The following is a 24,473-nucleotide window of genomic DNA, read 5'->3' on the forward strand; positions in this document are numbered from 1 at the left end:
CATAGGCATCAGGCAAGCTGCCCCGTTTGAACGCTCTACAACAAGTGCAATCATTCCATCGGCATGAGAAATAACGCTACCTTACAACTGTGCCTCAGGTGTTCTCAGTCAAAGCGCAGTGAGCGCAGTTTTCTGCATGCATACAGGCGAATTACAACTCAAATTGCGGATAAGCCACAACCTGTAGCTGTATCCCAGATGCGCTCAGCCAAGGCATGAGAAGCGACGTTTAGTACAACTAAATGAGCGCCGAACAACGCTGGATGAGCGTATTTGGGGTGCAGCAGCAATCAGGCTTTGTGGTAGATCTTGGAACCGGTCTTTAGAAACTCTTCGGACTGCTCATGCATACCCGACTCAATCGCTTCACGTGTCTCCATACCGTGCTCTTTGGCATAGTCGCGCACATCCTGCGAGATTTTCATCGAGCAGAATTTTGGACCACACATCGAGCAGAAGTGAGCCACCTTGCCACTCTCTTTGGGCATGGTTTCATCATGGTAGGCGCGTGCGGTATCAGGATCGAGCGAGAGGTTGAACTGATCCTCCCAGCGGAATTCAAAACGCGCCTTGGAGAGCGCATCATCGCGCTGCTGTGCACCGGGATGGCCCTTGGCCAGATCTGCAGCGTGGGCTGCAATCTTGTAGGTGATCACACCGGCTTTCACATCGTCGCGATTAGGCAGACCAAGATGCTCTTTGGGTGTTACGTAGCAGAGCATGGCACAGCCATACCAGCCAATCTGGGCGGCTCCGATACCGGAGGTAATATGATCATAACCCGGTGCAATATCGGTAGTCAGGGGGCCAAGCGTATAGAATGGCGCTTCATCACAATGTTTCAGCTGCTCATCCATATTCGCTTTGATCATATGCATCGGCACATGTCCCGGGCCTTCAATCATCACCTGCACATCATGCTTCCAGGCGATCTTGGTCAGCTCACCGAGTGTTCTGAGTTCTCCGAACTGCGCTTCATCATTGGCATCAGCAATCGAGCCAGGACGCAGACCATCTCCGAGTGAGAAGGAGACATCATATTTTTTCATGATTTCGCAGATATCTTCGAAATGGGTGTAGAGGAAATTCTCTTTATGATGGGCAAGGCACCACTTGGCCATAATCGAACCACCACGCGATACGATACCGGCCAGACGTTTGGCAGTCAGTGGCACATAACGCAGCAGTACGCCAGAGTGGATAGTGAAGTAATCAACACCCTGCTCGGCCTGCTCAATCAGCGTATCGCGGAAGATCTCCCAGGTCAGGTTTTCGGCAATGCCATCCACCTTCTCCAGCGCCTGATAGATCGGCACGGTTCCGATCGGCACGGCTGCATTGCGGATGATCCACTCGCGTGTCTCATGAATATTTTTGCCGGTGGAGAGATCCATAATGGTATCCGAGCCCCAACGAGTCGCCCAGGTCATCTTCTCAACCTCTTCTTCAATGGAGGATCCCAGTGCAGAGTTACCGATGTTGCCGTTGATTTTCACCAGGAAGTTACGGCCGATAATCATCGGCTCCACTTCAGGATGGTTGATATTGGCAGGGATAATGGCACGACCTCGGGCAATCTCATCACGCACAAATTCAGGCGTAATCACATGTGGAATAGCTGCGCCCCAGCTCTGACCCGGATGCTGCTTGGTAATCTCACGTAGATGTTCACGGCGCTGATTCTCACGAATCGCCACATACTCCATCTCAGGCGTGATGATGCCCTGACGCGCATAATGCATTTGCGAGACATTCTTGCCCGCTTTGGCTGCGCGTGGTTTACGCAGGTGGGTAAAACGCAGGCTATCGAGTTTCTCATTGTCACGGCGCTCACGCCCGTAATCAGAACTAAGGCCGCCCAACTCTTCGGTATCGTCACGTTCGGCAATCCATGCCGCACGAATCGCAGGCACACCCTTCTTCAGATCAATCTCAATTTCAGGGTCGGTGTAGGGGCCGGATGTATCGTAAATCAGAATCGGATGATTCTCTTCAATACCGTCACTGGTCTGGGTTGGCGAGAGGGTAACCTCACGCATCGGCACGCGAATATCAGGTCTGGAACCCTCTATATAAACCTTGCGGGAGTTGGGGAACGGCTGCTCTGCATCATAGTTGTTCTCCACGATATCCGTGCTGTTTGCCTGCTTTGTCATTCTTCCTCCAGAAACCCGACCACACTCAGCGGGGCCGGAACTATAACGGACTCGCATCGTAGGGCATAGCCACTATACAGAAAACCATTGCAAGAGTGAGGATGGACTTTTGCCGAGAACTGCTAGAATAGCCCCATGACAATGAATATCCCCCGTTTATCCGCATCCACTGCCGACAGACTGCTGCAGGGTTTTGTAACCGCCTCACGCAGCCGCTGGGCAGTTCTAAAAGCCTCCGGCCCTACCCTGCGCGACTATCTGCAAGGCCAGATCACACAGGATATTAAAAAACTCACACCCGAATCCGGTATTCACGCCTGCCTGCTCTCACCCCAAGGCAAAGCAGTCAGTGAGCTCTATATTTTTGAGGGATTTAATAGCGAACTGATTCTTCTTACCCCCACCTCCCATGCCGTGAGCACCGTAGAACGCCTTCGCCGTTTTGCGCTCGGCCACCAGCTGCGCATCGGTGTGGTTGATAGCCTGGCCATCTGTTCCACACAGGGGGCCAATGCCGCAGAAATCCTGAGCAGTTTCGATCTGTCAGAACCAGCCGATCAATGGCTGGCAAGTAGCCGAAGCAGCTTAGATGACACTATTGCAGTGGTGATGCCCGAGCGTCCGCGTGGTTTCTGGATTATCAGCAGCAGAGAGAACATCGATAAAATCCTCAGCCAGCATCAACAGATGGACGAAGATGAGTTTGAGGCGATGCGCATTATTCGCGGCTTCCCCGATTTCGGCAGAGAGTGGGATGAGTCGGTGCATCCGCTCAATGCCAATCTGATCGAGTTTGATGGCGTATCTTTTGATAAAGGGTGTTATGTCGGCCAGGAGATTACCGCCCGCATGAACTGGCGCGGCGGCATCAAGAAAAAGCTCTATCGCGTCGCCATTGAAGGGGAACCGGCAACACTGCCCTGCCCTGTTCTGACCACCGCAAAGATCGGCGAACTCAAATCAGCCGCCATTGATCATGAGAACAACTTTGTCGGTATTGCACTACTGCCGATTGAAATCGCCGAATCAGATACCGCACTTTCACTTGATGATGGTAGTGTGGTGAAAATCCTGGAGGCCTGTCATGCCTGACACCCAATCCGCATTTATCTGGTACCACACCGACAATCTCAATATGGCCGAGATGAAAGCGTGGCTGGCGCTGGTCAAAGAGCAGACCGGTGCCAAATGTAAACTCTATGTACGCCGCAAAGAGGGTAAAACCACCTTCATGGAGACCTATGCCAATGTCTCCGAAGCCACCACCATTGCCATTGAAGGCTTGGCTGCCGCCCATCCACTATTTGAAGGCATCGACCGTCGCGCCGAAAGCTTCCTGAGAATCGACAAGCTCTAAGCTTTCAACACCTCAAACGGTTCAAGCTCGTGACTACTCACCATCCAAATCACCTATATCAGATATGAATCCGGCCCGGGAGTGGCTTTATCCTGCACTGCAATAACTCCTTCATCGCTTACAATCCTGTTCCTGCCTGATTCCTTGGCCTGATAGAGATGCTTATCAGCCAGCGCAATCAACTGATCACTGCTCTCCTCGCCTCCGGGATGTGCTGTAGCAATTCCGAGACTCAAGGTTACCTGTCCGGAAACCGGTGAAGCAGCATGCAGTATTTTTTCCTCCAACAGATGGTTCATAATCTTTCTGGCGATTGGAATGCTCCCCTCCAGCGCAGTATCCGGAAGAATGCAGACAAACTCTTCTCCGCCATAACGAGCCACCATATCTGTTGGGCGCTGCAGACTCTTCCTGATCACGTTTGCCACCTTAATCAGGCAGTCATCACCAGCCTGATGACCATAGTGATCGTTATACAGCTTGAAATGATCAATATCGATCATAAACAGTGATATCGGTGTTTTGTAACGTTCTGCCCTGCGCCACTCCTGCTCCAGATATTCATCAAAGCGCCGTCTGTTGGGGATTTGTAACAGTCCATCCATGCTCGCCAGATTCTCCAGCGCCTGCTCTGCGGCTCGCCGCGCCACCTGCTCCTGACGGGCAACAACGATCTGGCTACAGGCAGCAATCAATGGTTCCATATAATCGAGTAGAGCCTGATCAAAGCCCCCTTTGCGATTGGCTAAACCGATCTCGCCTACAATCCGACCACCGGAATAGATTGGCATGCCAAGAAATGCATCAATAGATGGATGTCCGTCCGGCAGTCCACCATGTCTTGGGTCATGGCGTGGATCATCACTGATTACTGCTTTGCCACTGGTTATCACCTTGCCTAAAAGATTGTCGAGTTTCCGGAACTCAAAGCCTCTCTTGCGAATGGCATCATAAAGATCCTGTGTCTTTTTATCCCAGGAGAGATCAGTTATGGCATAGATCTTAAGATAAGGTTTCGTATCCGGATCAATAAGGACCTCACCGATAAAGCCATACTCACTCTCGCTCAGGGCTATGATATCATCCAAGAGATCACTGTAGAGCGCAAATGGTTCACTATAGGAGATAAATCTCGATTCCATGCGCTCAATGGTTTCAATAATCAGACTGCTACGTAGCAGTGCCTCCTCGCTACGCTTGCGTTCTGTAATATCCTGAACTGTACCGATGGAGCGAACAGGCGCGCCTTGATCGTCATACAGGGTCTCGCCATGCTCATGCACCCATTTCAACGATCCATCCTGCATCAGCAGACGATGTTCGATCTCATAGGGTGTTCTGTTCTCTACTGAATCCCTGTAGACCCTGTTTACCTTTTCACGATCATCTGGATGTATGGTGGCCAGAAACGCCTCGTATGAAGCTTCAAACCCCTCCGGATCGATTGCAAAGATTCTAAAGATTTCCGGGCTCCAGAATAGTTTGTTATTGCTCAGATCCAGATCCCAGTTTCCGACATGGGAGATACGTTGCGCTTTATTCAAGCTCTCTTCACTGTTAAGCAGCGCTATTTCATCCTGCCTGCGCCGAAGCTTGGCTTTTGCCAGCAGCCATGAGCCAACCGCCAGTAGTGAGATAAACAGGATTGAAAGTTGTAGCAGATAATCTGCAAGGCGCTCTGATTTAGCCAGGAGTTCCGATTCTGGGATTTGGGATACAATTTTCCATTTGTATAACTCAGACCCGATGCGTTTGCTGCTTGGCATAAATGCTTCGGCTGATCCGGTGCTGGACTTCCACCCTTCCCTCAAGGGGTAGACCGTGTCGAAGGTGTACACCCCTTTTTCGCTCTGAAACTGACCCGCATCAGAAGCCATAATCTGCTTCCAAGCTTGTGGATAGAGCCGTGCAAATGTTTGATCTTTTTTTTCAGGGTACATAAATCCCCACTCATTCTCAGGGGATGCACCATGAAGCCAGAAACCTTCAGCGTTTAGCAGGTGGCTGTGATCAGGATTATCTGAGTGGCTGCGAGCAAAACGATCGAGAAGATTATCACCAAGATAATTGAGCATAATCATACCATGCAAATTCCCTTCACCATCAAATACAGGTGTGCCAAAACGGATCATTGGCTTGAGTGGCTGTTCGATTTTACCATGTTCGACATTCAAGTCGAAGGGGGAGATGAACACCTCACCACGAGCCAGGCTGATGCTATCCTGAAAGTAATAACGCTCCCTCTTATTCTGCAATTTATCATCTGCCACAACAGTGGGATTGCCACCATTATAATTGATGCGCACTCGCTCCATACCGGCTTTATCGATAAAGCGGACCTGATCATAGACCCTTTTCTTACTTGAAAATTCCAGATAATGTCTGGAGAGGTGCTGCCAATCCTGCGCTCCAACGACATCATGAAACTCTGCCTGGTGGGCTAAAAACAGAAGGTCAGAGACAACATGGCTAAAGTCGCGGGTGATGGTCTCTTTTTGCAGCTCTATCAATCCGGATTCATGCTCCTTCATGAGCTGTTGTTCGGACAAGTTTTCACTGCTGTAGAATGTCCACATAACCAGAGCGACAATCAACGTTGAGGGCAGGAAAAGAGCACAGAAATAACGCAGCATTTAGTATTGATGCCTACAGTAGAAATTTGACCCGCTTATTCTCTTTTTTCTCATCGCTATTACCTCGTAAAAGACGATAGGTGAACAGATCATAGTCTTGTGTCTATGGACTATAGATTAAATCTGTAGGCAATGCATTTCTTTTGCTAGTGAGTAAAAGCCTGCAAGTGACGACTTTTGATTGAAAAAAGTATCCAAACTCCCCTCTTAAAATTGAACTCATCGCACTGCTCTTTCAGAAAGATCGGGCGAAACCGACCTGGTTCTTCACCAACAGATAAGGAGTACCACCAGCAGCGGGTTTTGATTAGGGTTCCCGCATGTCTGAAATAGCTACGAATATTGCCGTTAAACTGATCCAGCGCGAATCGGTTACGCCTGATGATGGCGGTTGCCAGAACTACATTAAAACACTGCTGGCTCCGCTCGGCTTTGTGCGCACCTCTGTGGATGCAGGCGGCGTGACCAACAGCATCTACACCCGTCAGGGCGAGCTTAAAGGTACGCTGGCATTTGCCGGGCATACCGATGTGGTGCCAACCGGCCCTGTTGAGAAGTGGGAACATGCACCATTCTCCGGTGAGATTATTGATGGCACCCTGCATGGTCGTGGCGCACAGGATATGAAGGGGGCGGTGGCCTGCTGGATTGCTGCTGTTGGCAAGCTCTGCGCTGAGTACACCCCTCTGCCAACCATTCAGCTGTTGATCACCTCCGATGAGGAGGGTGAATCAATTGATGGCACCATCCGCATGATGGAATATATGCAGGCAAACGATTTACTGCCCGATGCATGTATTGTCGGTGAGCCATCTTGTTCGCAAAAGGTGGGCGATACGATCCGTCGTGGCCGTCGTGGCGTGGTACAGATCAAAATCACCTTCCACGGCAAACAGGGACACTCCGCCTACCCGCAGGATGCTGATAATGCCATTCACCATGCAGCACCAGCTCTGGCGCGCATTGCCGATATTGATTGGGGAGAAGCGGCTGTTGGATTCCCGCCAACCAGCTGCCAGATTACCAATGTGAACGGTGGCACCGGTGCGACCAATGTGATTCCCGGTTTTTGTGAAGCACTGATCGATATCCGCTATAACCCGGCCAACAATTTTGATGGCATCAAAGCCACCATTGAAGCGGCCTGCGCTAATTGTGATGTGACCTTTGAATTTGATCATTCAGCCACGGCATTTTCGACTGCCGATGGCCCGTTCCTCGATCTGGTTTGTAGCAGTATTAAAAACGTAACTGGCATCGATACGCTGCGCGATACCGGCGGAGGCACATCCGATGGCCGTTTTCTTGCTGCTGCAGGTGTACCTGTCGTGGAGCTTGGCACAACCAACAGTTCGATTCATCAGATTGGCGAGCAGGTTGCGGTGAGTGAGCTTGCAACGCTGACTGAGATTTACAGCGATATTATAGAAAATTTTGAGGTTTAAGAGATGAGTGAAAAACTTGGCGCTGTCATCAACAAGCCAACCCGCTACTTGGAGACATTTGAGAATCCGAATCCTGAGCGCGACTACCATATCCGCATCGATTCGCCGGAGTTCACCTGCCTCTGCCCGAAAACAGGCCAGCCGGATTTTGCTGAGATCAAACTCGACTACATTCCGGATAACCTCTGTGTAGAGCTGAAATCACTGAAACTCTACTACTGGAGCTTCCGCGATGAGGGCCACTTCCACGAGAAGGTGACCAATATGATCGCCAATGATCTGATCAAGCTGCTTGATCCACGTCAGATCAAAGTGACCGCCGTATTTAATGTGCGCGGTGGTGTCTATACCACGATTGAAGTCGAACATAGCAAATGAGCGCCAACCTCCCCTTCACCAAAATGCAGGCACAGGGCAACGACTTTATCGTGCTCAACGGCCTGAGTTGCGAGATTCCAGAACTCTCCGAGGAGTTTGTACGTAGGATTACCGAACGCCGTTTCGGCATCGGCTGTGACCAGCTTCTGGTTCTGCAGGCCAGTGATCATGCAGATGCAGCTATTCGTATCTTTAACAATGATGGCACTGAGGCCGCCAACTGCGGCAATGGCCTGCGCTGTGTCGGTGAACTACTGATCAATGAGTCTGGCAAAGAGAGCGTCTCCATTGCACTCGCAGATCGCACTGTTAGCGCATCACGCGGTGAGAGTGGTATTCGCGTTGAGATGGGGCCGGCAACGGTTACCGATCAGACAGAGGCGCATGTTGATATCGAAATCGGTAATGAACATCGTGTATTCTTTGAAGCGATTGAAGCCTTCCCAACTGATCGCAATGTTGAGATTGTTACCGGCCAGATCGCCGATCATGTCTACATCGATATTATTGAACGCGGTGCAGGCCACACACCGGCATGCGGTAGTGGCGCCTGTGCGACTGCGGCAGCAATCTGGACCACTGAGGGTGAAACACGCCCGCTGAAGATTGAAATGCCCGGTGGTGAGGTGATTGTTTCAGGCTCTATCGACAACATCATGCTCGAAGGCGAAGTCACTAAAACGTTTGAGGGTCTATTTTCTATCGCTGACTAAAACAGGTGCAATTGATGCTTGCATCCGCGCGTCTTTGAACCATAATCCGCCCCGTTCCGAAAGGGGCACTTGGGCAGGTAGCTCAGTCGGTAGAGCAGTGGACTGAAAATCCACGTGTCGGGGGTTCGATTCCCTCCCTGCCCACCACATGAAAAGGAGTTGCGATTTTCGCAGCTCCTTTTTTATTGCATCATGTTTTATTGCCGTTGATCAAGCTGCGCAGCAACTGGCTTAACTCACCCACATCGTAAGGCTTTGCCAACAGCCTGCTGTTTGCCACAGAACCATCAACCAGTCCGGTCTTCTCTTCGCTGTAACCGGACACAAAAATAACGGGCAGATCACCGCCCAGCGTCCGGATATGGCGTACCGCTTCAATGCCGCTCATCTTCGGCATCACAACATCTGAAATGATAATATCAAGCCGTTCACGGTTGGCATTAAACAGCTCAACAGCCTGCTCCCCATCTACCGCTTCAATCACCTGATAACCCAGTTCACTCAAAACCTCTGCCGATGATTGTCTCATATCATGGTGATCATCCACCAGAAGGATTGTCTCCCCCTCCCCTTTCGCCACATCATCAATCAGCTCATCGCCTTGCGGCACTCCGGTCTCACTGCAGATGGGCAGGTAAATTTTAAACTCACACCCCTCGCCCTGTTTGCTCGACACCTCAATCACACCACCGTGATTGTGAATCGCGCCGTAAGCCATCGAGAGACCAAGACCAGTACCTTTGCCCACCTCTTTGGTAGTAAAGAATGGTTCAAAGATATTCTCCAGAATCCTGGCCGGAATGCCGTAGCCGTTATCCCTGATCACCAACAGCGCAAAGACATCACCCTCAAGCTCGGGATGGCGTATACGTAAAAATTCATCTGCCGGAGATAACTGCAGAGAACAGCTGATCAGGGGGCGCTCTACCTGAGAGACAGCATCGTAGGCATTATTCAGAAGATTCAGTATCACCTGTTCCAGCAGTGAAATATCACCGGCTACTGCAAGGTTCTGATCACTTATCTCACTCCTTATTTCAACATCTTCAGCAAAACCTCTTCTGGCCAGCATCACCGTCTCTTCAACCAGCTCATTCATCGAGAAGGTCGTCACAGTGACCGTATCCTTACGGGCAAAGGTCAACAGCTTCTTGATCATATCCGCAGCTCTGCCACCCATCTTTTCAACAGCCTTAAGCTTATCGAGCACCACTTCGTTATCCTGAGCTGCCCTTCTGGCCAGATAGACATTGCCCTGAATCGCCGCCAGCGTGTTATTGAAATCATGTGCGATACCACCAACCAGGGTACCGATCGCCTCCATCTTCTGGGCATGGCGCAACTGATCTTCAAGGCCTCTCTGCTCAGTAATATCCTGAACCGTGCCTATCATGCGAACCGCTTTATCACCCTCAAAAATTGCGCCGCCCTCTTCGTGTACAAAACGTTCACTGCCATCAGGAAGAACAATTCTGTGCTCGATACTGTAGGGAAGCCGCTTCTCGACCGCACCCATGGTTGCCTGATTCACCAGATCACGATCATCAGGATGCACTGCAGCAATAAAGGCATCATAGGAGGCCCCGAACTGCTGCGGCTGTAGCCCGAAGATGCGGTAGATCTCATCCGACCAAGCCAGATGATTGGACGCAATATCCCAGTGCCAGTTGCCCACTTTTGCCATGCGCTGGGCCTCTCTGAGCATCTTCTCACTATGCTGCAGCGCCTGTTGCGATGCGATGGCAACATTGGCTAATTGCCGCTGCTCTTCGCCATGCCTGACTGCCGAGAAGAGCAGAAAGCAGAGCCCTCCTGTCAGCAACAGACCAAAACCGATCACAAGGTATGGCATCAACTGCTTCTGAGCCTCAAAAAAAGCAGGCGCCGGGGTGGCAATGATCTCCCATGTTTTGCCTGCCACCTTGATCTGCTTGGCATAAACTAAAGGCGTGCCAAGCAGGAGTTGTCGGTCACGGGTTGCAGGTGACTCACCATCTCTGGTGCGGGATGCATAAGAAGCCAGATGCTCAGGCGTATCTGCATTAGAGATATCAAAGATATCGAGATCAAGACCTGCCGGTTCAAAATCGGCTGCACTTCTGGCAAGGATTTCGTAGGGCCTGAAAACACCTGCCACGAAACCCTGCAGCTGCTGATCGGAACCATCTGCCGAGGAGCCCTTGAGTACCGGGACAAATATGACAATGGCTGCCTGATCTTTGCTTACTTCGAAAACACCCATAGCAGTGGCGCTTGGTTTGAGCTTTCTGCGTGAAACCTCCAAGGCTGGAGCCTGCACCGGATCCGAGGCCAGATCATAACCCAGAATTTCTATGGCTGAGTTTGCAGGCTCGCGATAGCGAACCGGGAAATACTCCTCCCTGTCTGATGCACGCACCATCCTGCCATCGACCTTCTCTCTGATTTCAACGCCAGCGATGCCCGTCCCCAGCAGGGGCCGCTCAAAACCGGTACGATTTGCATGGCTGATACGGGGAATCCACTGATAACTCAGTCCGACTTCGCTACCTTCGATCAGATGAGAAACAAAGTGGCGGAACTCTTCGGGAGAGACATAGTCAGATGACTCATAGAATATCGCCAGGGAGTGCAACTCTTCCACCTTATAATCCAAACGTGTTTGCAACGAGGTTATCCTGTCCACAGATGCTGCTACAAAAGTCCGCTGCTGCCGCTCAGCCGCCCATTGCGAAGCTGTAACATATAAGATCAACGTCACCACAACACCCACGACAGCCGCAACCATGACAGGCAGCAGATGAGGGCGTCGTCTATCTTCGGGTGAAATATTTTCGATTATTTGATCCACGGTTTCCTCATTGCACCGTCATATATAGTTCGCATCCATCAAAATCGGCAAACCGGGGTAACATTAGAAAGAAAGAAGCATGCCATAAGCATATGTACTTCCACTTAAACAACTTAGGGTTATTGGCACCCATAAAAAAAAAGGAGCCGAGAAAACCTCAGCTCCTTTTTTTATCGACTAAATAGTCGGGTTCAGATCTCTGATTTCCTACGCATCAGCTGGATAAAAAAACCTGCTAATCATCAGATCACCAACATCAAAAGGATTTATTTACGATGACACTAATGCCTCTCATTGAAGCCTGTGATCCAGGGCCACTGGCATGCTGAACTGCACTCAAATACTCAATCCACTCAATGGCCAAAGACCCTGTGAGGCGAAACTGGTACTCCAGCCCAAGGCCGTAAGTGACTCCCGTTTTCCAGGGTACGTGGTTAATACCGCCACTACTTTTGATCGCCTCATACTTGACTGCAGTACCACCAAAAATACCATATACCTTAAGCTGATCCGATACTGGAAACTGTGGCTTGAGAAGGTATGAGAAGAAAGCATCAGCTCTAACCTTTAAAGATTCTGGAGGTATATTGGCAGGAAAACTCGCACTACCACCTCCTGTCAAACCACCACGAAGCTCAGCTCCTATATATTTTTTATATTGAACTCCGGCGTTAAGGAAAGTACCCCAAGTTGATTGATTCATGCCAATATTACTCGTTGCTCTGTTTTCGGTATACTTCAGATGAAACAACCCGGTACCAAGCCCGATATAGGGTTTTAAATCATTTGCAGAGGCGACAGAGATGCAGCCCAGAAAACACACCATCAGAAGACTAAACCACACTTTTTTCAATGCCTTTCCCCCTCACTTCCGATCTACTGCCCCAGCAGTCGTGCATAGTTATAAATAGCACGACCAATTTTGACAAGCTAAACCTATCAAAAACAGCTGATGCACGACACTTTTTGCCGCAACAGTGCAACCGGCATAGACATCGCCTGATGCACTTTCTACATTGCCCCTATGTCGGCAATCGAACTGCTTTATAGAAATATCCGGGACACCTCGACAAAAAACGTCCTGGTTCTCAATGCCCAAGCGCATCCACTGCTCAATGATATCTGCAAAGAAGCGGCCAGCTGCCTGCTGCAACAGAGCTTTAAACCATCGTGCAATGCACTAAGCAGTTCGGGGTTAAGGTGGGTAACTACCATTTCTACAGATCAACATTTTGACCTGATTCTGATTCACCCTGCAAAAAACAGGCAGCAGACCCTCTCCTGGATGGCATATGCCATGCAGCGACTGGTGGACGATGGGAAAATCGTTATGGCCTGTGCCAACAACCACGGGGCCAAAGGTTATGAGACTGCCCTGAAAAATCTGGCTGGCACCACTACCTCATCCTCTAAATCCAAATGCCGCATCTTTTCTGCCATAAAATCAGCTGCCTTCAGTAGTGAACTGGCAGTGCAGTGGCTGGGTAATGGAAAACCCCAGGGTGTCGCATCGCATGGACTGATCTCCCGACCGGGCCTGTTCAGCTGGGATAGAGCCGACCCCGGCTCACAACTGCTTCTTTCACAACTGCCCGAACTCTCCGGTTCAGGCATGGATCTCTGCTCCGGTTACGGTCTGCTAAGCGAGAGGATTCTGCACAGCTCGGAGCGGGTGAACGCTATCCATCTCGTTGAAGCCGAGCAGCTGGCTCTCGATTGTGCTGCTGAAAACTGTGAAGCATGGTCTGCAAAGGTTAGCCTTCACTGGCTGGATGCTGCAGCTGAACCGTTGCCCGGCAATATGGATTGGGTTGTTTGTAATCCGCCCTTTCATACGGGGCAGGAACGCGATATTGAACTGGGCCGGAAAATCATCATCAACGGCTGCCGTGCTCTGAAGCCGGGTGGAGAGATCTATCTGGTAGCCAATCGCAAGCTGCCTTATGAGTCTGTACTGCAATCAAACCTGAAAAAAATTCAAACGCTGATCGAAGCTGAAGGGTTCAAGATCATTCGAGGAGTACGATGAATAACGTAAAAGCTGAACGGCTGGATAAACTACTCTCCAATCTCGGCTACGGTGCCAGAAAAGATGTGCGCTTCTGGATTAAGGAGGGATGGATCACGATAGATGGAAAACCGGCCACCTCCCCTGCTCAGAAGGTGCTGGCAGATCAGGTGCTACTCGATGAAAAACCACTGGATCATCCGCACGGGTTGACCATTATCTATCATAAGCCGCTGGGCACAGTCTGCTCTCGCAAGGAGAATGGCCGCCTGATCTATGCCGATTTTCCGGATCGCTGGATCGATCGCAAACCGCCACTCTCGGGTGTTGGCAGACTTGATAAAGAGACATCGGGACTATTGATTGTAACGGATGACGGCAACCTCAATCACCAACTGACCAGCCCTAAAAAACATATCTCCAAAACCTATGCTGTAACACTGGATCGACCACTGCAGGGCAATGAGGCAGAACTCTTTGCTGCCGGAACGCTGCTTCTGGAGGGTGATGAGAGACCATGCCTGCCGGCAGAGATGAGTCTGCAGGGTGAAAAGGAGGTTACACTGGTGTTGCATGAGGGGCGTTATCATCAGGTACGCCGCATGTTTTCAGCAGTTGGTAATCACGTCACCGGACTTACCCGAACTCATATCGGAGCGCTATCACTCGATAGCTGCGACCTTGGCGAGGGTGACTACAAAGTCACCACCCCGGAGGCACTGATGAAACTTGTTTTAGCGGATTCCGGGAGTCAGTCAGACGCCTGATCAGTCGTTGTAAGAGATGCGTCGCAGGTATGCGTCATCATCAAACTTTTGTTGGCGCACATATGGTTTGATATACCTCTGCTTATAACTTGAGCGATTACTGCTTAGCATGGTGACTTTAGTAGCCCCATCCATGAAACTGGCCAGAAAAGTTGATTCACCTGACTTGGTTGCTGCATTGAAATCCTGCGCTGTAGCAGTTCCCGTTAGTAGTAACAATGATGATAGCAATAGCGTAACAGCTTTCATATTGACCTCCTTTCTCACTCTTGCACAGAGCTTGTCTGGTTATCTTATTGAAACAGTTACTACGGAAATGTGACTCCGATCATTAAAACAAAAAAAGCCCCGCAGCAGTGCTGCGGGGCTAAAGGTAAAACAGATTGATTCAAAAACCCTGTGGTTATTCAGATTACTGGAATATCTTTTTCATGCGACTACTCATACTCGATTCCAGCCCCATCTGCTTGGGTGAAACCTCATACAGGGTGCTTACACCAACTCCTTTAAGCGTCATGTTTTTCGGTGCTCCAATCAAAATATCACCAGAATAGTCACGCAGTTTGGTGTGAATCAGACCATAAACGATCTCATCAATAAGAATCTGGTTACGCAGGGCCTGGGACTCAATACGCGCCCCTTTATCCATAGCGTGGCCAATAAAATCCTGCTCTTTACCAGGAATCTCCTTCACATAACCACAGGTGATACCGATACGGAAATTCAGCGGGCCAACGATCTTCTTCAATTTCTTGCGTTCACTGGAGAGAGAATTTTTGATCAACATCGATGCCATTACCGCATCAATAGCCCGCTCAAACACGATCAAAACGCCATCGCCCAGTTTTTTCACGACCTGCCCGCTGTAACGTTCTACCGCACGCTCACAGATATCGCAGAAGAGCCTATTGCGCATATAACCTTTGGTGTGGCCCATGGATCGTTTGTATTCGGTTGAGCTCTCCAGATCGGTAAACATGATGCATTTATAGTGATCCTGAGTGGTCGCAATGGCGTGCGCCACCTCTTCAATAATCACATCCAGATCCAGAGGTTTGGCATTGACCCGGCTGGCAGGTTTGGAGGCGGCAAGCCTTGGAACCACTGCCAGATCGCCGGAGGAGACAACCAGGTCGACAGCATTCGCTTTATCCGAAGTTTTTCGGCTCACCGCAGGTTTGCGATTGGTTGCAGATGCACGACTGGCGCTGGATTTCGGAATAGTAAGCACCTTCACTTCACTACTGCTTTTCTCTGCTTTTCTCACTGCACTCATATCAAGCCTCCGGCAAAACTATGCTGGTCGCAATGCTTGAGGTGATAGCCATTTGAATCTGTGACCTAAATCGCAAAAGCTCAGGTGAGCCTACAATAAGGGCATTAATAGTTAGTGTAACTATTGAATATTAAAAGAAAGATCTGGAGAAAGGAGTGTTCCTTCAGATTTAATAAGGTCGGTGCGCAGAGAAATCGGCAAGCTCGGCAAGCAGGCCTCTTATCTCATCATTACTATTTTCAGGCAGCTGTTTCTTGGCTCGTGCTGCATAATCTCTGGCACGCTGCATCGCATACTCTGCGCCATTCTGAGCCGCCACACGTTCACGCACCCACTCACGGTCGCCATCTTCATAACAGCCGCGTTCTGCCACCTCTTCTACCCGCTGAGCCAGCTCACTATCCCGCTGCATGGCATGAATCAGCGGCAGGGTAATTTTACCCTCTTCCAGATCATGACCAACAGGTTTGCCCGCCTCTTCAGCTTCAGCCAGATAGTCGAGTGCATCATCCATCAGCTGGAAAGCAACACCGAGGCACATACCATAATCAGCCAGATCAGCCACAACCTCAGGGCTTTGACCTGAAACATGCGCACCCACTTCACTGGCAGCCTTGAACAGCACCGCCGTTTTACGCTCAATCACTTCAAGGCATTCAGCCTCTGTCATGCCGAGATGGAAGGTGCGGGAGAGCTGTAACACTTCACCCTCAGCAAGTGCATTGGTCACGTCACTCATCAGCTTGAGCATCGCCATATCACCATCAGCCACCATCATCTGGAAAGCTCTGGAGAAGAGGTAGTCACCGACCAGAACGCTGGCCTGATTACCCCATACGCCATTGGCAGAGGGGGAACCACGACGCTGATCGGATGAATCAACGACATCATCGTGCAGCAGTGATGCCGTATGAATAAACTCAATCACCACCGAGAGTGGAATATGACTATCGCCTTTGTAGTTAAAGAGTCGGGCGATCAGCAGGCAGAGCAGCGGGCGCAAGCGCTTGCCACCACTATTCACAATATAGTGGCCGATAGCCGGAATCATCATGATATCGGATTGCAGATTCTCATGGATACAGGCGTTCACCCGTTCCATGTCCATCCTGCACAGCTCCGTTGCACGCTCCAGCGGGGAAATCGTTGCATTAGTCACGGGTTGTGCATCGTAAACGCGATGTTCGTGCCGTCAAGCTTAAGGCAGGTTATGCTTGGCAGATGGAAGTTATTCTCGCATCCCGATCACCCCGTCGCCTCTATCTGCTGCAAGCTGCCGGGCTTGCTGTTGAAGTGCGCCCCTCACACATCGATGAAACACCACTTGCTCATGAAACTGTCGCCGATACCGTTCAACGCCTGTGCAGAGAGAAGGCTCTGGCCTGCCAGACAGATGGTGATATCCCGGTGATTGCTGCCGATACACTGGTTGCCATTCATGGTGAAGCGCTGGGGCAACCAACTGATCTGAAACATGCCAAACAGATGCTCACACAACTCTCCGGCCATACCCATCAGGTGCTGACCGCCGTATGCGTGCGTCTGGGAGATCAGATCCAGAGTGATTGCATTCAGACCAGCGTAAGATTCAGAGAGATCAACAGCGACGAGATTGATACCTATCTGGCCCATAATGATATTCTCGATAAAGCTGGCAGTTATGCCATTCAAGGCGGCGCAGCCTCCTTTATTCAGGCCATTGACGGACCACTGGACAATGTGATCGGTTTGCCGGTCTCCACAACCTTGCATATGATCGCTCAAATGAAGGATAAATTATGAGTATCGAACTACTGGTTAATGTCGCCCCGTTTGAAACACGGATTGCCCGCATTGAGAACAATCTGGCTGAAGAGATCTATATTGAACGCGAAAGCGAGCGCGGCCTGAAGGGCAATATCTACAAAGGTCGCGTGCAGCGGGTTCTGCCGGGTATTCAGGCAGCATTTGTGGATATCGGCATGGAGAAGGCCGGCTTCCTCTATGCCGGAGACATCGCCACGGCAAAACAGGATAGTGTTGAATTATCCGATGATATTGAAAACGGGGATGAGTCAGAGCCTGACAACGAAACCCCTGAGACGCATTACTCTCGCCGCTCTGCACCACCTATCGCCAATCTGATTAAAGATGGGCAGGAGTTGATGGTACAGGTATCACGCGAACCCATCGCATCAAAAGGACCACGGCTGACAACCCAGGTCGGTCTGGCCGGGCGTTATCTGGTCTATCTACCACATCTCGATCATATCGGTATCGCTCGCCGCCTTGAAGATCAGGTAGAGCGCGAACGGCTGCTTACTATCGGCAAAACCATCAGCCCTGAGCAGGGTGGTGTGATTATTCGTACTGTGGCAGAGGGGCGTGACGAAGATGAGATGCGTCAGGATCTGGATTTTCTGCTTCGTCTCTGGGCCGATATCGAAAAACGGTCAAAGAGCTCAGGGCTGGGCAAAATCATCCATAAAGAGCTGAACCTCTATCTGCGTGTTATGCGCGATTATGTCGATAGCGATGTCGAGAAAATTCATATCGACTCGAAAGAGGCATACGAGAGCATGAAAAAGTTCGCCCGCCGCTTTATGCCCGAGGTTGCCAAAAAGCTCTACTACTACCCGGGTGATCGTCCCATCTTCGACGTCTACGGCGTTGAAGAGGCGATCGAACGTGCCCTGCAACGGCGCGTACCTTTGAAATCCGGTGGTTATCTCATCATCGACCAGACCGAAGCGCTGATCGCCATTGATGTCAATTCAGGCTCCTTTGTCGGCTCCCGTAATATGGAGGAGACCGGCTTTAAAACCAATCTTGAGGCGGCGCATGAGATTGTGCACCAGCTAAGGTTGCGCAACCTTGGTGGCATTGTTGTTGTCGATTTTATTGATATGCAGGAAGATGAGAACAAGCAGCGTCTGATGGAGATACTGGAGGAGGCCCTTAAGCGCGATAAGGCCAAGACCCATGTGGTGCAATTCTCCGATCTCGGTCTTGTCGAGATGACCCGTAAACGCACACGCGAATCCCTCGGCCGTATTCTGCTTAATGAGTGCAACCACTGCCACGGTGTCGGCAGCGCTAAAAGTCCGACCACAATCTGTTACCAGCTGTTTCGTGAGGTGGTTGCCGAAGCCCGCGCCTACCCTTGTGAAAAGCTGATGGTCATTGCCCATCCGACTATTATTGATCTGATGCTTGGCGAAGAGAGTAAAGCCGTTGAACAGCTCGAAGCGTTTCTGCGTAAGGAGATCAGGCTGGAGAGTAATGAACAGTTTGCGCCGGATCACTACGAAATAGTCCTGCAGTAAAGCGGCTCTCACTCACCCTATGGCCGGAATAGTCCGTTCACCACTACTGCTCTATGTGCATATCCCCTTCTGCGCCCATAAATGCCACTACTGTGATTTCAATTCGCACCAGCGCCCTGCTCCCGACTGGCAGGGCTATCAACAGGCACTAATCGCTGAACTTGAACATTGGGCTGAAACTCCGATGTTTGCAGGCCGGAAACTGTCATCGATATTTATTGGTGGTGGCACCCCGTCACTGGCACCTCCTGAACTGATCGATGCCGTCATTGAGCAGGCAAATAAGCTATATGGATTTGAAGAGAATATAGAGATCAGCCTCGAGGCCAATCCGGGCAGTGTCGATGCCGGACATTTCGCTGCCTACCGTCAGGCAGGCATCAATCGCCTCTCTATGGGTGTGCAGAGCCTTGATGACCGGGAACTTAAGTGGCTGGAACGTATTCATGACAGCAGCGAGGCACTTAACGCTTTTGACATCGCCAGAGATGCCGGTTTCGATAATATTAATCTCGACCTCATCTATGGCCTTCCGAATCAACCACTGGATCAGTGGCTGCAGAGCCTGCAAACCGCCATCGCGCTTGGCACAGAACACCTCTCCTGCTACCAGCTAACCATTGAACCGCACACCAAACTGGCAACCACCCACGCCATCAACCCCATCAATGTACCGGATGATGATCTGGCCATTGCCATGTTCACAGAGACACGCAATCAACTGCAATCGGCTGGATTAGAAGCCTATGAGATATCCAACTTTGCCAAACCGGGACTGAAATGCCGCCATAACGACGGCTACTGGAAATATCATGACTATATTGGCATTGGTGCCGGAGCAGTCGGAAAATGGGATGACTGGATCTCCGAAAACTCCGGTGGCGTCACCCGCTACTGCAACATTCGCACCCCTGAGTCCTATATCAAGGCAGCGTTAAAAAGTGGTGAGGCGATCAACAGCCGAGAATCACTGACTAAACAGCAGGCTGCAGCCGAAGCGATATGGGTTGGCCTCAGACGCAGCAACGGCATCAACCGAGACGCATTCAGAGACCGCTTCGGTCACGATCTATGGGCCCTGTTTTCCGATGAATTCAGCCCTTGGTTGAACCTGGGCAAGCTTGAATTAAATAATGAGCAGCTCTCGCTGAGCAGCTCAGGCTTACTGCTGGCGGATGAGATATCCGCCAGCGTATTATAATCCCATCAGCATCAGAAGGAGAAAGCCGCAGCCAAAGCACGCTGTTTCCTGAGCTGCTGGATGATTATGTAGCTGAGGACAATCCAGTTCGGGTGATTGTGCAAATAGTTGTGTGTTGTGTCCCCCTGAATTCTTGGCGATGGTCTCAAGGGGTGGATGTGACTTTGCTGGAAGCACTTGCGGCGTTGCTCTTTTTACACTCTCTGCATCTGTGGGTGAACTGAATGAATCATCGGTGGCGAGTGTTGAAAGATTTTTGCTTTAACAAGAGCGATTCCTGACCCGTCCCAAACTGTCATATGAGTTTGTAGTGTATTTTGGCTGGAAGCAGAAGCATCTGATAAGGTTGAACGCAGCTTTTAAGGTCGCCAAACCTTTGTACTTGAAGGTGTTTTTCTCTATGGTTTGTATATGAAAGAAAAAAGTGCCGCAGAAAGCAAACGTTGCCCCCTGGTTCTTAAAAAGAAAGACGGCTCAACCACGAATATCTACTGCGACGATCACCTTGAGAGTCGCTCCACATTTAAATGTCTGAAATGCGGCCACTTCTTCTGCGAAGAGTGCGTGGGTGGAGAGGACCACGACAAAACTTACTGTGTTAGCTGCAAGAGCTTCTATGTGCAGGATGAGAAAAAACGCCAAGCACAAATGAAGAAAGCAACTGATGCCGTGTCATCATCAAAAAAAGTTGAACTTACGCTTTCCGCATTGGGGTTTAGTTTGATTATTGCTCTGGGTTATTATGTATATGTAAATAGCCCAGCCCCCGTCGTTCAGAGAAGCAATTTGAGCCCAGAAGAAGCGAAAATGGTGCAGGCCGCCAATCGTCTGGTAACTGAGACCGGCCTTTTGGTTCAACAGGAAATCCTTGAGTCCAAACGTCTATTGGAAGAGCCGCTGGATGCCGCAAGAGTTAGTGATGAATAACAGGGAAGATGGATTCACGCTAATCGAGGTAGTCATTGCCACGGCAATTATTGGCATACTTTCAGCTACGGCTATACCTGCCTATCGTATTTATGCACAGAATAGCGAGATGACGGTAGCAGAAGTCAATCTTCGCAACGGGCTTAAATATTTTGCTGCAGGATTGGAGTACCACCCTGCTACTGGAGCGCTTAGCGAATTGGTTTCACAGGGTTACCTACCAAACATTCCCAATGATCCATGGACATCGAAAAGCCCAGCGGTTACCAGTACCGAAGAGGTTGTTGACTGGTTTTACTCAAATGACGGGCAAGAATTGGTACTCTATGCCTTCAGTGGAAGGGGAACAGAAATCAGGATGCCTAGCCTTGGCAATACAGCGCCTGGAACAGCTGGAGCTGGAGGTGCTGGAAACGATGGGGCTGGAGCCCTTACTCCAGCGCAAACAGCCATGCAGGATCAAATAGATGCTGCCCAAGCTATACTGGATGCTGCAAACAAAGAGATGGCACATCTGCAGAATCTATTGGCTTTTCACCAAGCGGCTCGTGAGGCCGCTATAGCAGCGGGCCACAAAGGAAAAAAGAAGCAGGCGAAAATAGACAACGTGCTAAAGAGAATTGATGAATTCAAGAAAACCTTCAGTAGTGCACAGGCAGCAGTCACTTCCCTTCAGGCTCAATATGATGGACTACCACCGCCATAAGAACTTCTAACGTAACTGAGCTGAATTGTTGCCCTGCTTCTTATTAGTATCAGGTAGAGTCATGTAAAAAGTCGCGCTAAATTCCATCTGTTTTTCGAGGTCATCATGTTTAAAATAGCTCTGATACTCATTGGGTTCTACCCCATTTCGAAGTCTGGGTTATAACAGGATAGGTTTACCCGAAAAACGGATAAACCACCCGATCAAAGCCAATCAGGCGATGATCGGGGGATAAAAAGCAAGTTTGCCAAAATTCTCGCTCGAAATATGGGCGGTGGAATATAATATGGGGTTGTTCAGAGCATCCTTAGATCTTCTCATCACTGATAATAGTCGGTGTAATGAAGATCAACAATTCATTGCGGTTATCCGATTTCTGTTTGCGCTTAAAGAGATGACCAACAAACGGTATCTCCATAAGACCAGGTACTCCGCTAATCGTATCTGATGTTGTCTGGGAGTAGATGCCACCCAGTACTACCGTTTCGCCATTACGCACCAGCAGCTTGGTTACCACCTGCTTTTTGTCGATGGATGGAGCTCCGCCAGGCAGTGGATTATCAATAGGTGTATCCTTATTCACCACCAACTGCATGATAATACGTTTATCAGCGGTAATCTGAGGCGTCACCTTCAAAGCAAGCTTGGCACTCACCAGCGTTGTTGTAATAGTCGTCACACCACCGGTGAAGGTCGATGACTGGAACGGAATCTGACGGTCCTGCTCAATCAACGCTTCCTGCAGGTTGCTTGTGAATACACGCGGACTGGAAACCACCTTGATATCACCAATCTGTTCGGCAGCCGAAAGTTCTAGGTTCAGATTCAGATTTCCACCAATTTTACCAAGCGTGTAACCAATGGCACCACCTGCTCCTGCTCCTACCGCGGCAGCCAAATCTACCACATTACCTCCACCTACTCCGCCGGTGAGATTCTGTGTATATTGGGTGGTATTTCTTGTCGCGTTCCCACCCCAGCGGATACCCAAATCTCGAGCGAAAGAGTCAGTTGCCTCAACAATACGTGCTTCGATCAATACCTGCTGGGTAGGTTTATCGATCACTGCGACCAGGCGTTTGATATTATTCAATCGCTCACGTGTATCAGTGATAATCATCGTGTTACTACGCTCATCCAGCAGAATGGAACCACGACTGGAGAGAAGCTTCAGTTCACCGTCACCGGTAGAGCTACTGGTGGATTCCTTATTGGTCACATCTCCGCCAGTAACCTCACTCTTAACTGAGCCGCCCTGCAGAATAGTTTTCATATCATTGACCGATGCGTAACCAAGCGTAATAAATTCGGTATCCAGTGGCGCAACCTCTTCAGCACTCGCCCTGGCCGCTTTTCTGGAATCGGAATCCGCCTTCAGCACATCCAGCGGGGCAATGCGGATCACGTTACCGCTCTGCTCTTTACCAAGGCCACGAGCCTGCAGAATCAGATCCAGAGCCTGATCCCAGGGCACATCGACAAGGCGCATAGTGAGCACACCAGATACATCATCTGACATGATAATGTTAAAATCGCTCATCTCTGCAATCAGCTGCAACGCATTGCGGATATCAATATCTTTATAGCTGAAACTAACCTTCTGACCGGAATAGACCTTCTCATCTCTGACGGCAGCCTCATCGCTCTCAGAGACAGCAACCATATCCTGCGGTTTCATGGTAACAGTAAGCACATTGCCACTCTGATAGGAGGAGACCACTGCCTTCTGACGCAAGCGGGCTACAATACGAACATCTTTGTTCATGCCATAGCTGTCGATCTGTTTTACAGGTCCGGGGAAAGCACTCAAATCCTGCGAACGCTCTTGGCCCGAGGCCAGAGTAGCATTCTTCAGATCCAGGATGATTTTACCGTCCTCTTCCTGCAGGTTGATAATCGGGTTGGTCTCATTGGTGCGAACAACCAGATGCGCAACTCTATCATCGGGTTGAAAATCAACAGAATCGACAGTCAAACCTACAACGCTCTTCTTCGGTTCAATATTACCAAAACGAATCACCATACTATTGGCATCGGCATCGATCTGGTGGTTGGTACCTGCCCCTGTCCTTAGTGACAACACCAGACGCAAACGCCCCTCAGCTGAACCAATGGTAACATCATTCAGACGAAGCGCTGTATAGGTGTAATACTCCTTAGGTAGCTTAGATGAGCCTCCCCAGAAATCCAGCACCAGTGTCTTACCATCGTTAGTCACCAGTGCATTGTGATTGGCGTCCATATGTTCACCACGCAGAACCAGCTCGGTTACACTGCCTCTGTCGCTAACAGAGATATCCTGCAGCTCAGCACCTTCACTCTGAGCCCCGGCTTTCATTTCTGAGGTAAAAGAGATCAGCAGGTCATTACCCTTCTCAGCAATCTCGTATTTGGCACCTTTGGCAAGCGCGATTTCGATACGTACGCCACTACTATCCTGCTGGGGAACGACAGCTGTGACCGCACCATCACCGGCAACCTCAGAGACGCCTTTAGCCATAGAGGCGTTGGGAAAGTTCAGTACAAGCCGGGTTGGGCCTTCAAGATTAAACACCTGATATTCTGCTGCTTCGTCCATAGCAATATTCAGACGCTGACCGGCTCGATCTGAAAGCAGATGCAAACCGTTAATGGTTGCCGCTTCAACTTGAGCACCATTCACACTGAGCAGCAGTGCCAGAGCCACAATACCCACTATTTTTCTGGGCAGCTGCAACAGCCTGCTTTCAGCCCAATGCTTCATGATAAACCCCATAACCTGTCTCCCGGCC

20 protein-coding genes and 1 tRNA gene are annotated in these 24,473 nt (G+C 50.1%); 13 read left to right on the forward strand and 8 right to left on the reverse strand.

Annotation, left to right across the window (positions count from 1 at the left end; translation table 11 throughout):
• Nucleotides 1–290: 290 nt before the first annotated feature.
• The gene (gene thiC / locus F3F96_RS03125) at nt 291–2,156 is read right to left on the reverse strand and encodes a phosphomethylpyrimidine synthase ThiC (protein WP_176961809.1); all 1,866 of its coding nucleotides are present in this window, start codon (nt 2,154–2,156) and stop codon (nt 291–293) included.
• 135 nt (nt 2,157–2,291) lie between these two features.
• On the opposite strand from thiC, the gene F3F96_RS03130 reads away from it, so the two are divergent.
• Both F3F96_RS03130 and F3F96_RS03135 read left to right on the forward strand, forming a co-directional pair.
• Nucleotides 2,292–3,248: a folate-binding protein YgfZ gene (locus tag F3F96_RS03130; protein WP_176961810.1), complete on the forward strand. Its 957-nt coding sequence runs from the start codon at nt 2,292–2,294 to the stop codon at nt 3,246–3,248.
• On the forward strand, nt 3,241–3,513 hold the full coding sequence (locus F3F96_RS03135; protein ID WP_176961811.1) for a DUF4936 family protein: 273 nt from the start codon (nt 3,241–3,243) through the stop codon (nt 3,511–3,513). The genes F3F96_RS03130 and F3F96_RS03135 overlap by 8 nt, the downstream gene beginning before the upstream one ends.
• 53 nt (nt 3,514–3,566) lie before the next feature.
• On the opposite strand, the gene F3F96_RS03140 is transcribed toward F3F96_RS03135, so the two are convergent.
• Nucleotides 3,567–6,062, reverse strand: coding sequence for a diguanylate cyclase (locus F3F96_RS03140; RefSeq protein ID WP_176961812.1), 2,496 nt, complete (start codon nt 6,060–6,062; stop codon nt 3,567–3,569).
• Between the two features lie 404 nt (nt 6,063–6,466).
• Here F3F96_RS03140 and dapE point away from each other — a divergent pair, with 404 nt between their 5' ends.
• The 4 genes from dapE (at nt 6,467) to F3F96_RS03160 (ending at nt 8,829) form a co-directional block, all read left to right on the forward strand.
• A complete protein-coding gene (gene dapE / locus F3F96_RS03145) occupies nt 6,467–7,591 on the forward strand; it encodes a succinyl-diaminopimelate desuccinylase (protein WP_176961813.1) in 1,125 nt (374 codons plus the stop codon).
• Between the two features lie 3 nt (nt 7,592–7,594).
• A complete protein-coding gene (queF, locus tag F3F96_RS03150) occupies nt 7,595–7,969 on the forward strand; it encodes a preQ(1) synthase (protein ID WP_176961814.1) in 375 nt (124 codons plus the stop codon).
• The gene (locus F3F96_RS03155; protein ID WP_176961815.1) at nt 7,966–8,682 is read left to right on the forward strand and encodes a diaminopimelate epimerase; all 717 of its coding nucleotides are present in this window, start codon (nt 7,966–7,968) and stop codon (nt 8,680–8,682) included. Before queF ends, F3F96_RS03155 begins: the two co-directional genes overlap by 4 nt.
• Before the next feature lie 71 nt (nt 8,683–8,753).
• Nucleotides 8,754–8,829, forward strand: a tRNA-Phe gene (locus F3F96_RS03160).
• Between the two features lie 43 nt (nt 8,830–8,872).
• Here the strand turns inward: F3F96_RS03160 and F3F96_RS03165 are convergent.
• Both F3F96_RS03165 and F3F96_RS03170 read right to left on the reverse strand, forming a co-directional pair.
• A complete protein-coding gene (locus tag F3F96_RS03165; RefSeq protein WP_176961816.1) occupies nt 8,873–11,512 on the reverse strand; it encodes a CHASE domain-containing protein in 2,640 nt (879 codons plus the stop codon).
• Nucleotides 11,513–11,768: 256 nt separating this feature from the next.
• Complete coding sequence (locus F3F96_RS03170; protein ID WP_370465504.1) at nt 11,769–12,356, reverse strand: outer membrane beta-barrel protein; 588 nt, start codon at nt 12,354–12,356, stop codon at nt 11,769–11,771.
• Nucleotides 12,357–12,536: 180 nt separating this feature from the next.
• Here F3F96_RS03170 and F3F96_RS03175 point away from each other — a divergent pair, with 180 nt between their 5' ends.
• Entirely contained in the window at nt 12,537–13,541 is a 1,005-nt protein-coding gene (locus F3F96_RS03175; protein WP_176961818.1) for a methyltransferase, read from the forward strand.
• Entirely contained in the window at nt 13,538–14,287 is a 750-nt protein-coding gene (locus F3F96_RS03180; protein ID WP_176961819.1) for a pseudouridine synthase, read from the forward strand. The genes F3F96_RS03175 and F3F96_RS03180 overlap by 4 nt, the downstream gene beginning before the upstream one ends.
• On the opposite strand, the gene F3F96_RS03185 is transcribed toward F3F96_RS03180, so the two are convergent.
• From F3F96_RS03185 to F3F96_RS03195, 3 genes are all read right to left on the reverse strand, one after another.
• Nucleotides 14,288–14,536 carry a hypothetical protein gene (locus tag F3F96_RS03185; RefSeq protein WP_176961820.1) on the reverse strand — a complete coding sequence of 83 codons (249 nt, stop codon included), beginning with the start codon at nt 14,534–14,536 and terminating at the stop codon, nt 14,288–14,290.
• Nucleotides 14,537–14,699: 163 nt separating this feature from the next.
• Nucleotides 14,700–15,563, reverse strand: coding sequence for an adenylate/guanylate cyclase domain-containing protein (locus F3F96_RS03190; RefSeq protein ID WP_176961821.1), 864 nt, complete (start codon nt 15,561–15,563; stop codon nt 14,700–14,702).
• A gap of 169 nt (nt 15,564–15,732) precedes the next feature.
• The gene (locus F3F96_RS03195) at nt 15,733–16,665 is read right to left on the reverse strand and encodes a polyprenyl synthetase family protein (RefSeq protein ID WP_241697631.1); all 933 of its coding nucleotides are present in this window, start codon (nt 16,663–16,665) and stop codon (nt 15,733–15,735) included.
• 62 nt (nt 16,666–16,727) lie between these two features.
• Between F3F96_RS03195 and F3F96_RS03200 the strand changes: the two genes are divergently transcribed.
• The 5 genes from F3F96_RS03200 (at nt 16,728) to F3F96_RS12610 (ending at nt 21,702) form a co-directional block, all read left to right on the forward strand.
• Entirely contained in the window at nt 16,728–17,345 is a 618-nt protein-coding gene (locus F3F96_RS03200; protein ID WP_370465489.1) for a nucleoside triphosphate pyrophosphatase, read from the forward strand.
• Complete coding sequence (gene rng / locus F3F96_RS03205; protein ID WP_176961822.1) at nt 17,342–18,868, forward strand: ribonuclease G; 1,527 nt, start codon at nt 17,342–17,344, stop codon at nt 18,866–18,868. The genes F3F96_RS03200 and rng overlap by 4 nt, the downstream gene beginning before the upstream one ends.
• 19 nt (nt 18,869–18,887) lie before the next feature.
• The gene (hemW, locus tag F3F96_RS03210) at nt 18,888–20,069 is read left to right on the forward strand and encodes a radical SAM family heme chaperone HemW (protein WP_176961823.1); all 1,182 of its coding nucleotides are present in this window, start codon (nt 18,888–18,890) and stop codon (nt 20,067–20,069) included.
• A 411-nt stretch (nt 20,070–20,480) separates the two neighbouring features.
• Nucleotides 20,481–20,996: a B-box zinc finger protein gene (locus F3F96_RS03215; protein WP_176961824.1), complete on the forward strand. Its 516-nt coding sequence runs from the start codon at nt 20,481–20,483 to the stop codon at nt 20,994–20,996.
• The gene (locus F3F96_RS12610) at nt 20,989–21,702 is read left to right on the forward strand and encodes a prepilin-type N-terminal cleavage/methylation domain-containing protein (protein ID WP_176961825.1); all 714 of its coding nucleotides are present in this window, start codon (nt 20,989–20,991) and stop codon (nt 21,700–21,702) included. Before F3F96_RS03215 ends, F3F96_RS12610 begins: the two co-directional genes overlap by 8 nt.
• 307 nt (nt 21,703–22,009) lie before the next feature.
• On the opposite strand, the gene pilQ is transcribed toward F3F96_RS12610, so the two are convergent.
• The gene (gene pilQ, locus F3F96_RS03225; protein WP_241697632.1) at nt 22,010–24,457 is read right to left on the reverse strand and encodes a type IV pilus secretin family protein; all 2,448 of its coding nucleotides are present in this window, start codon (nt 24,455–24,457) and stop codon (nt 22,010–22,012) included.
• Nucleotides 24,458–24,473: the final 16 nt, after the last annotated feature.

This window comes from Mariprofundus sp. NF (assembly GCF_013387455.1).
Taxonomy (GTDB): Bacteria; Pseudomonadota; Zetaproteobacteria; order Mariprofundales; family Mariprofundaceae; genus Mariprofundus.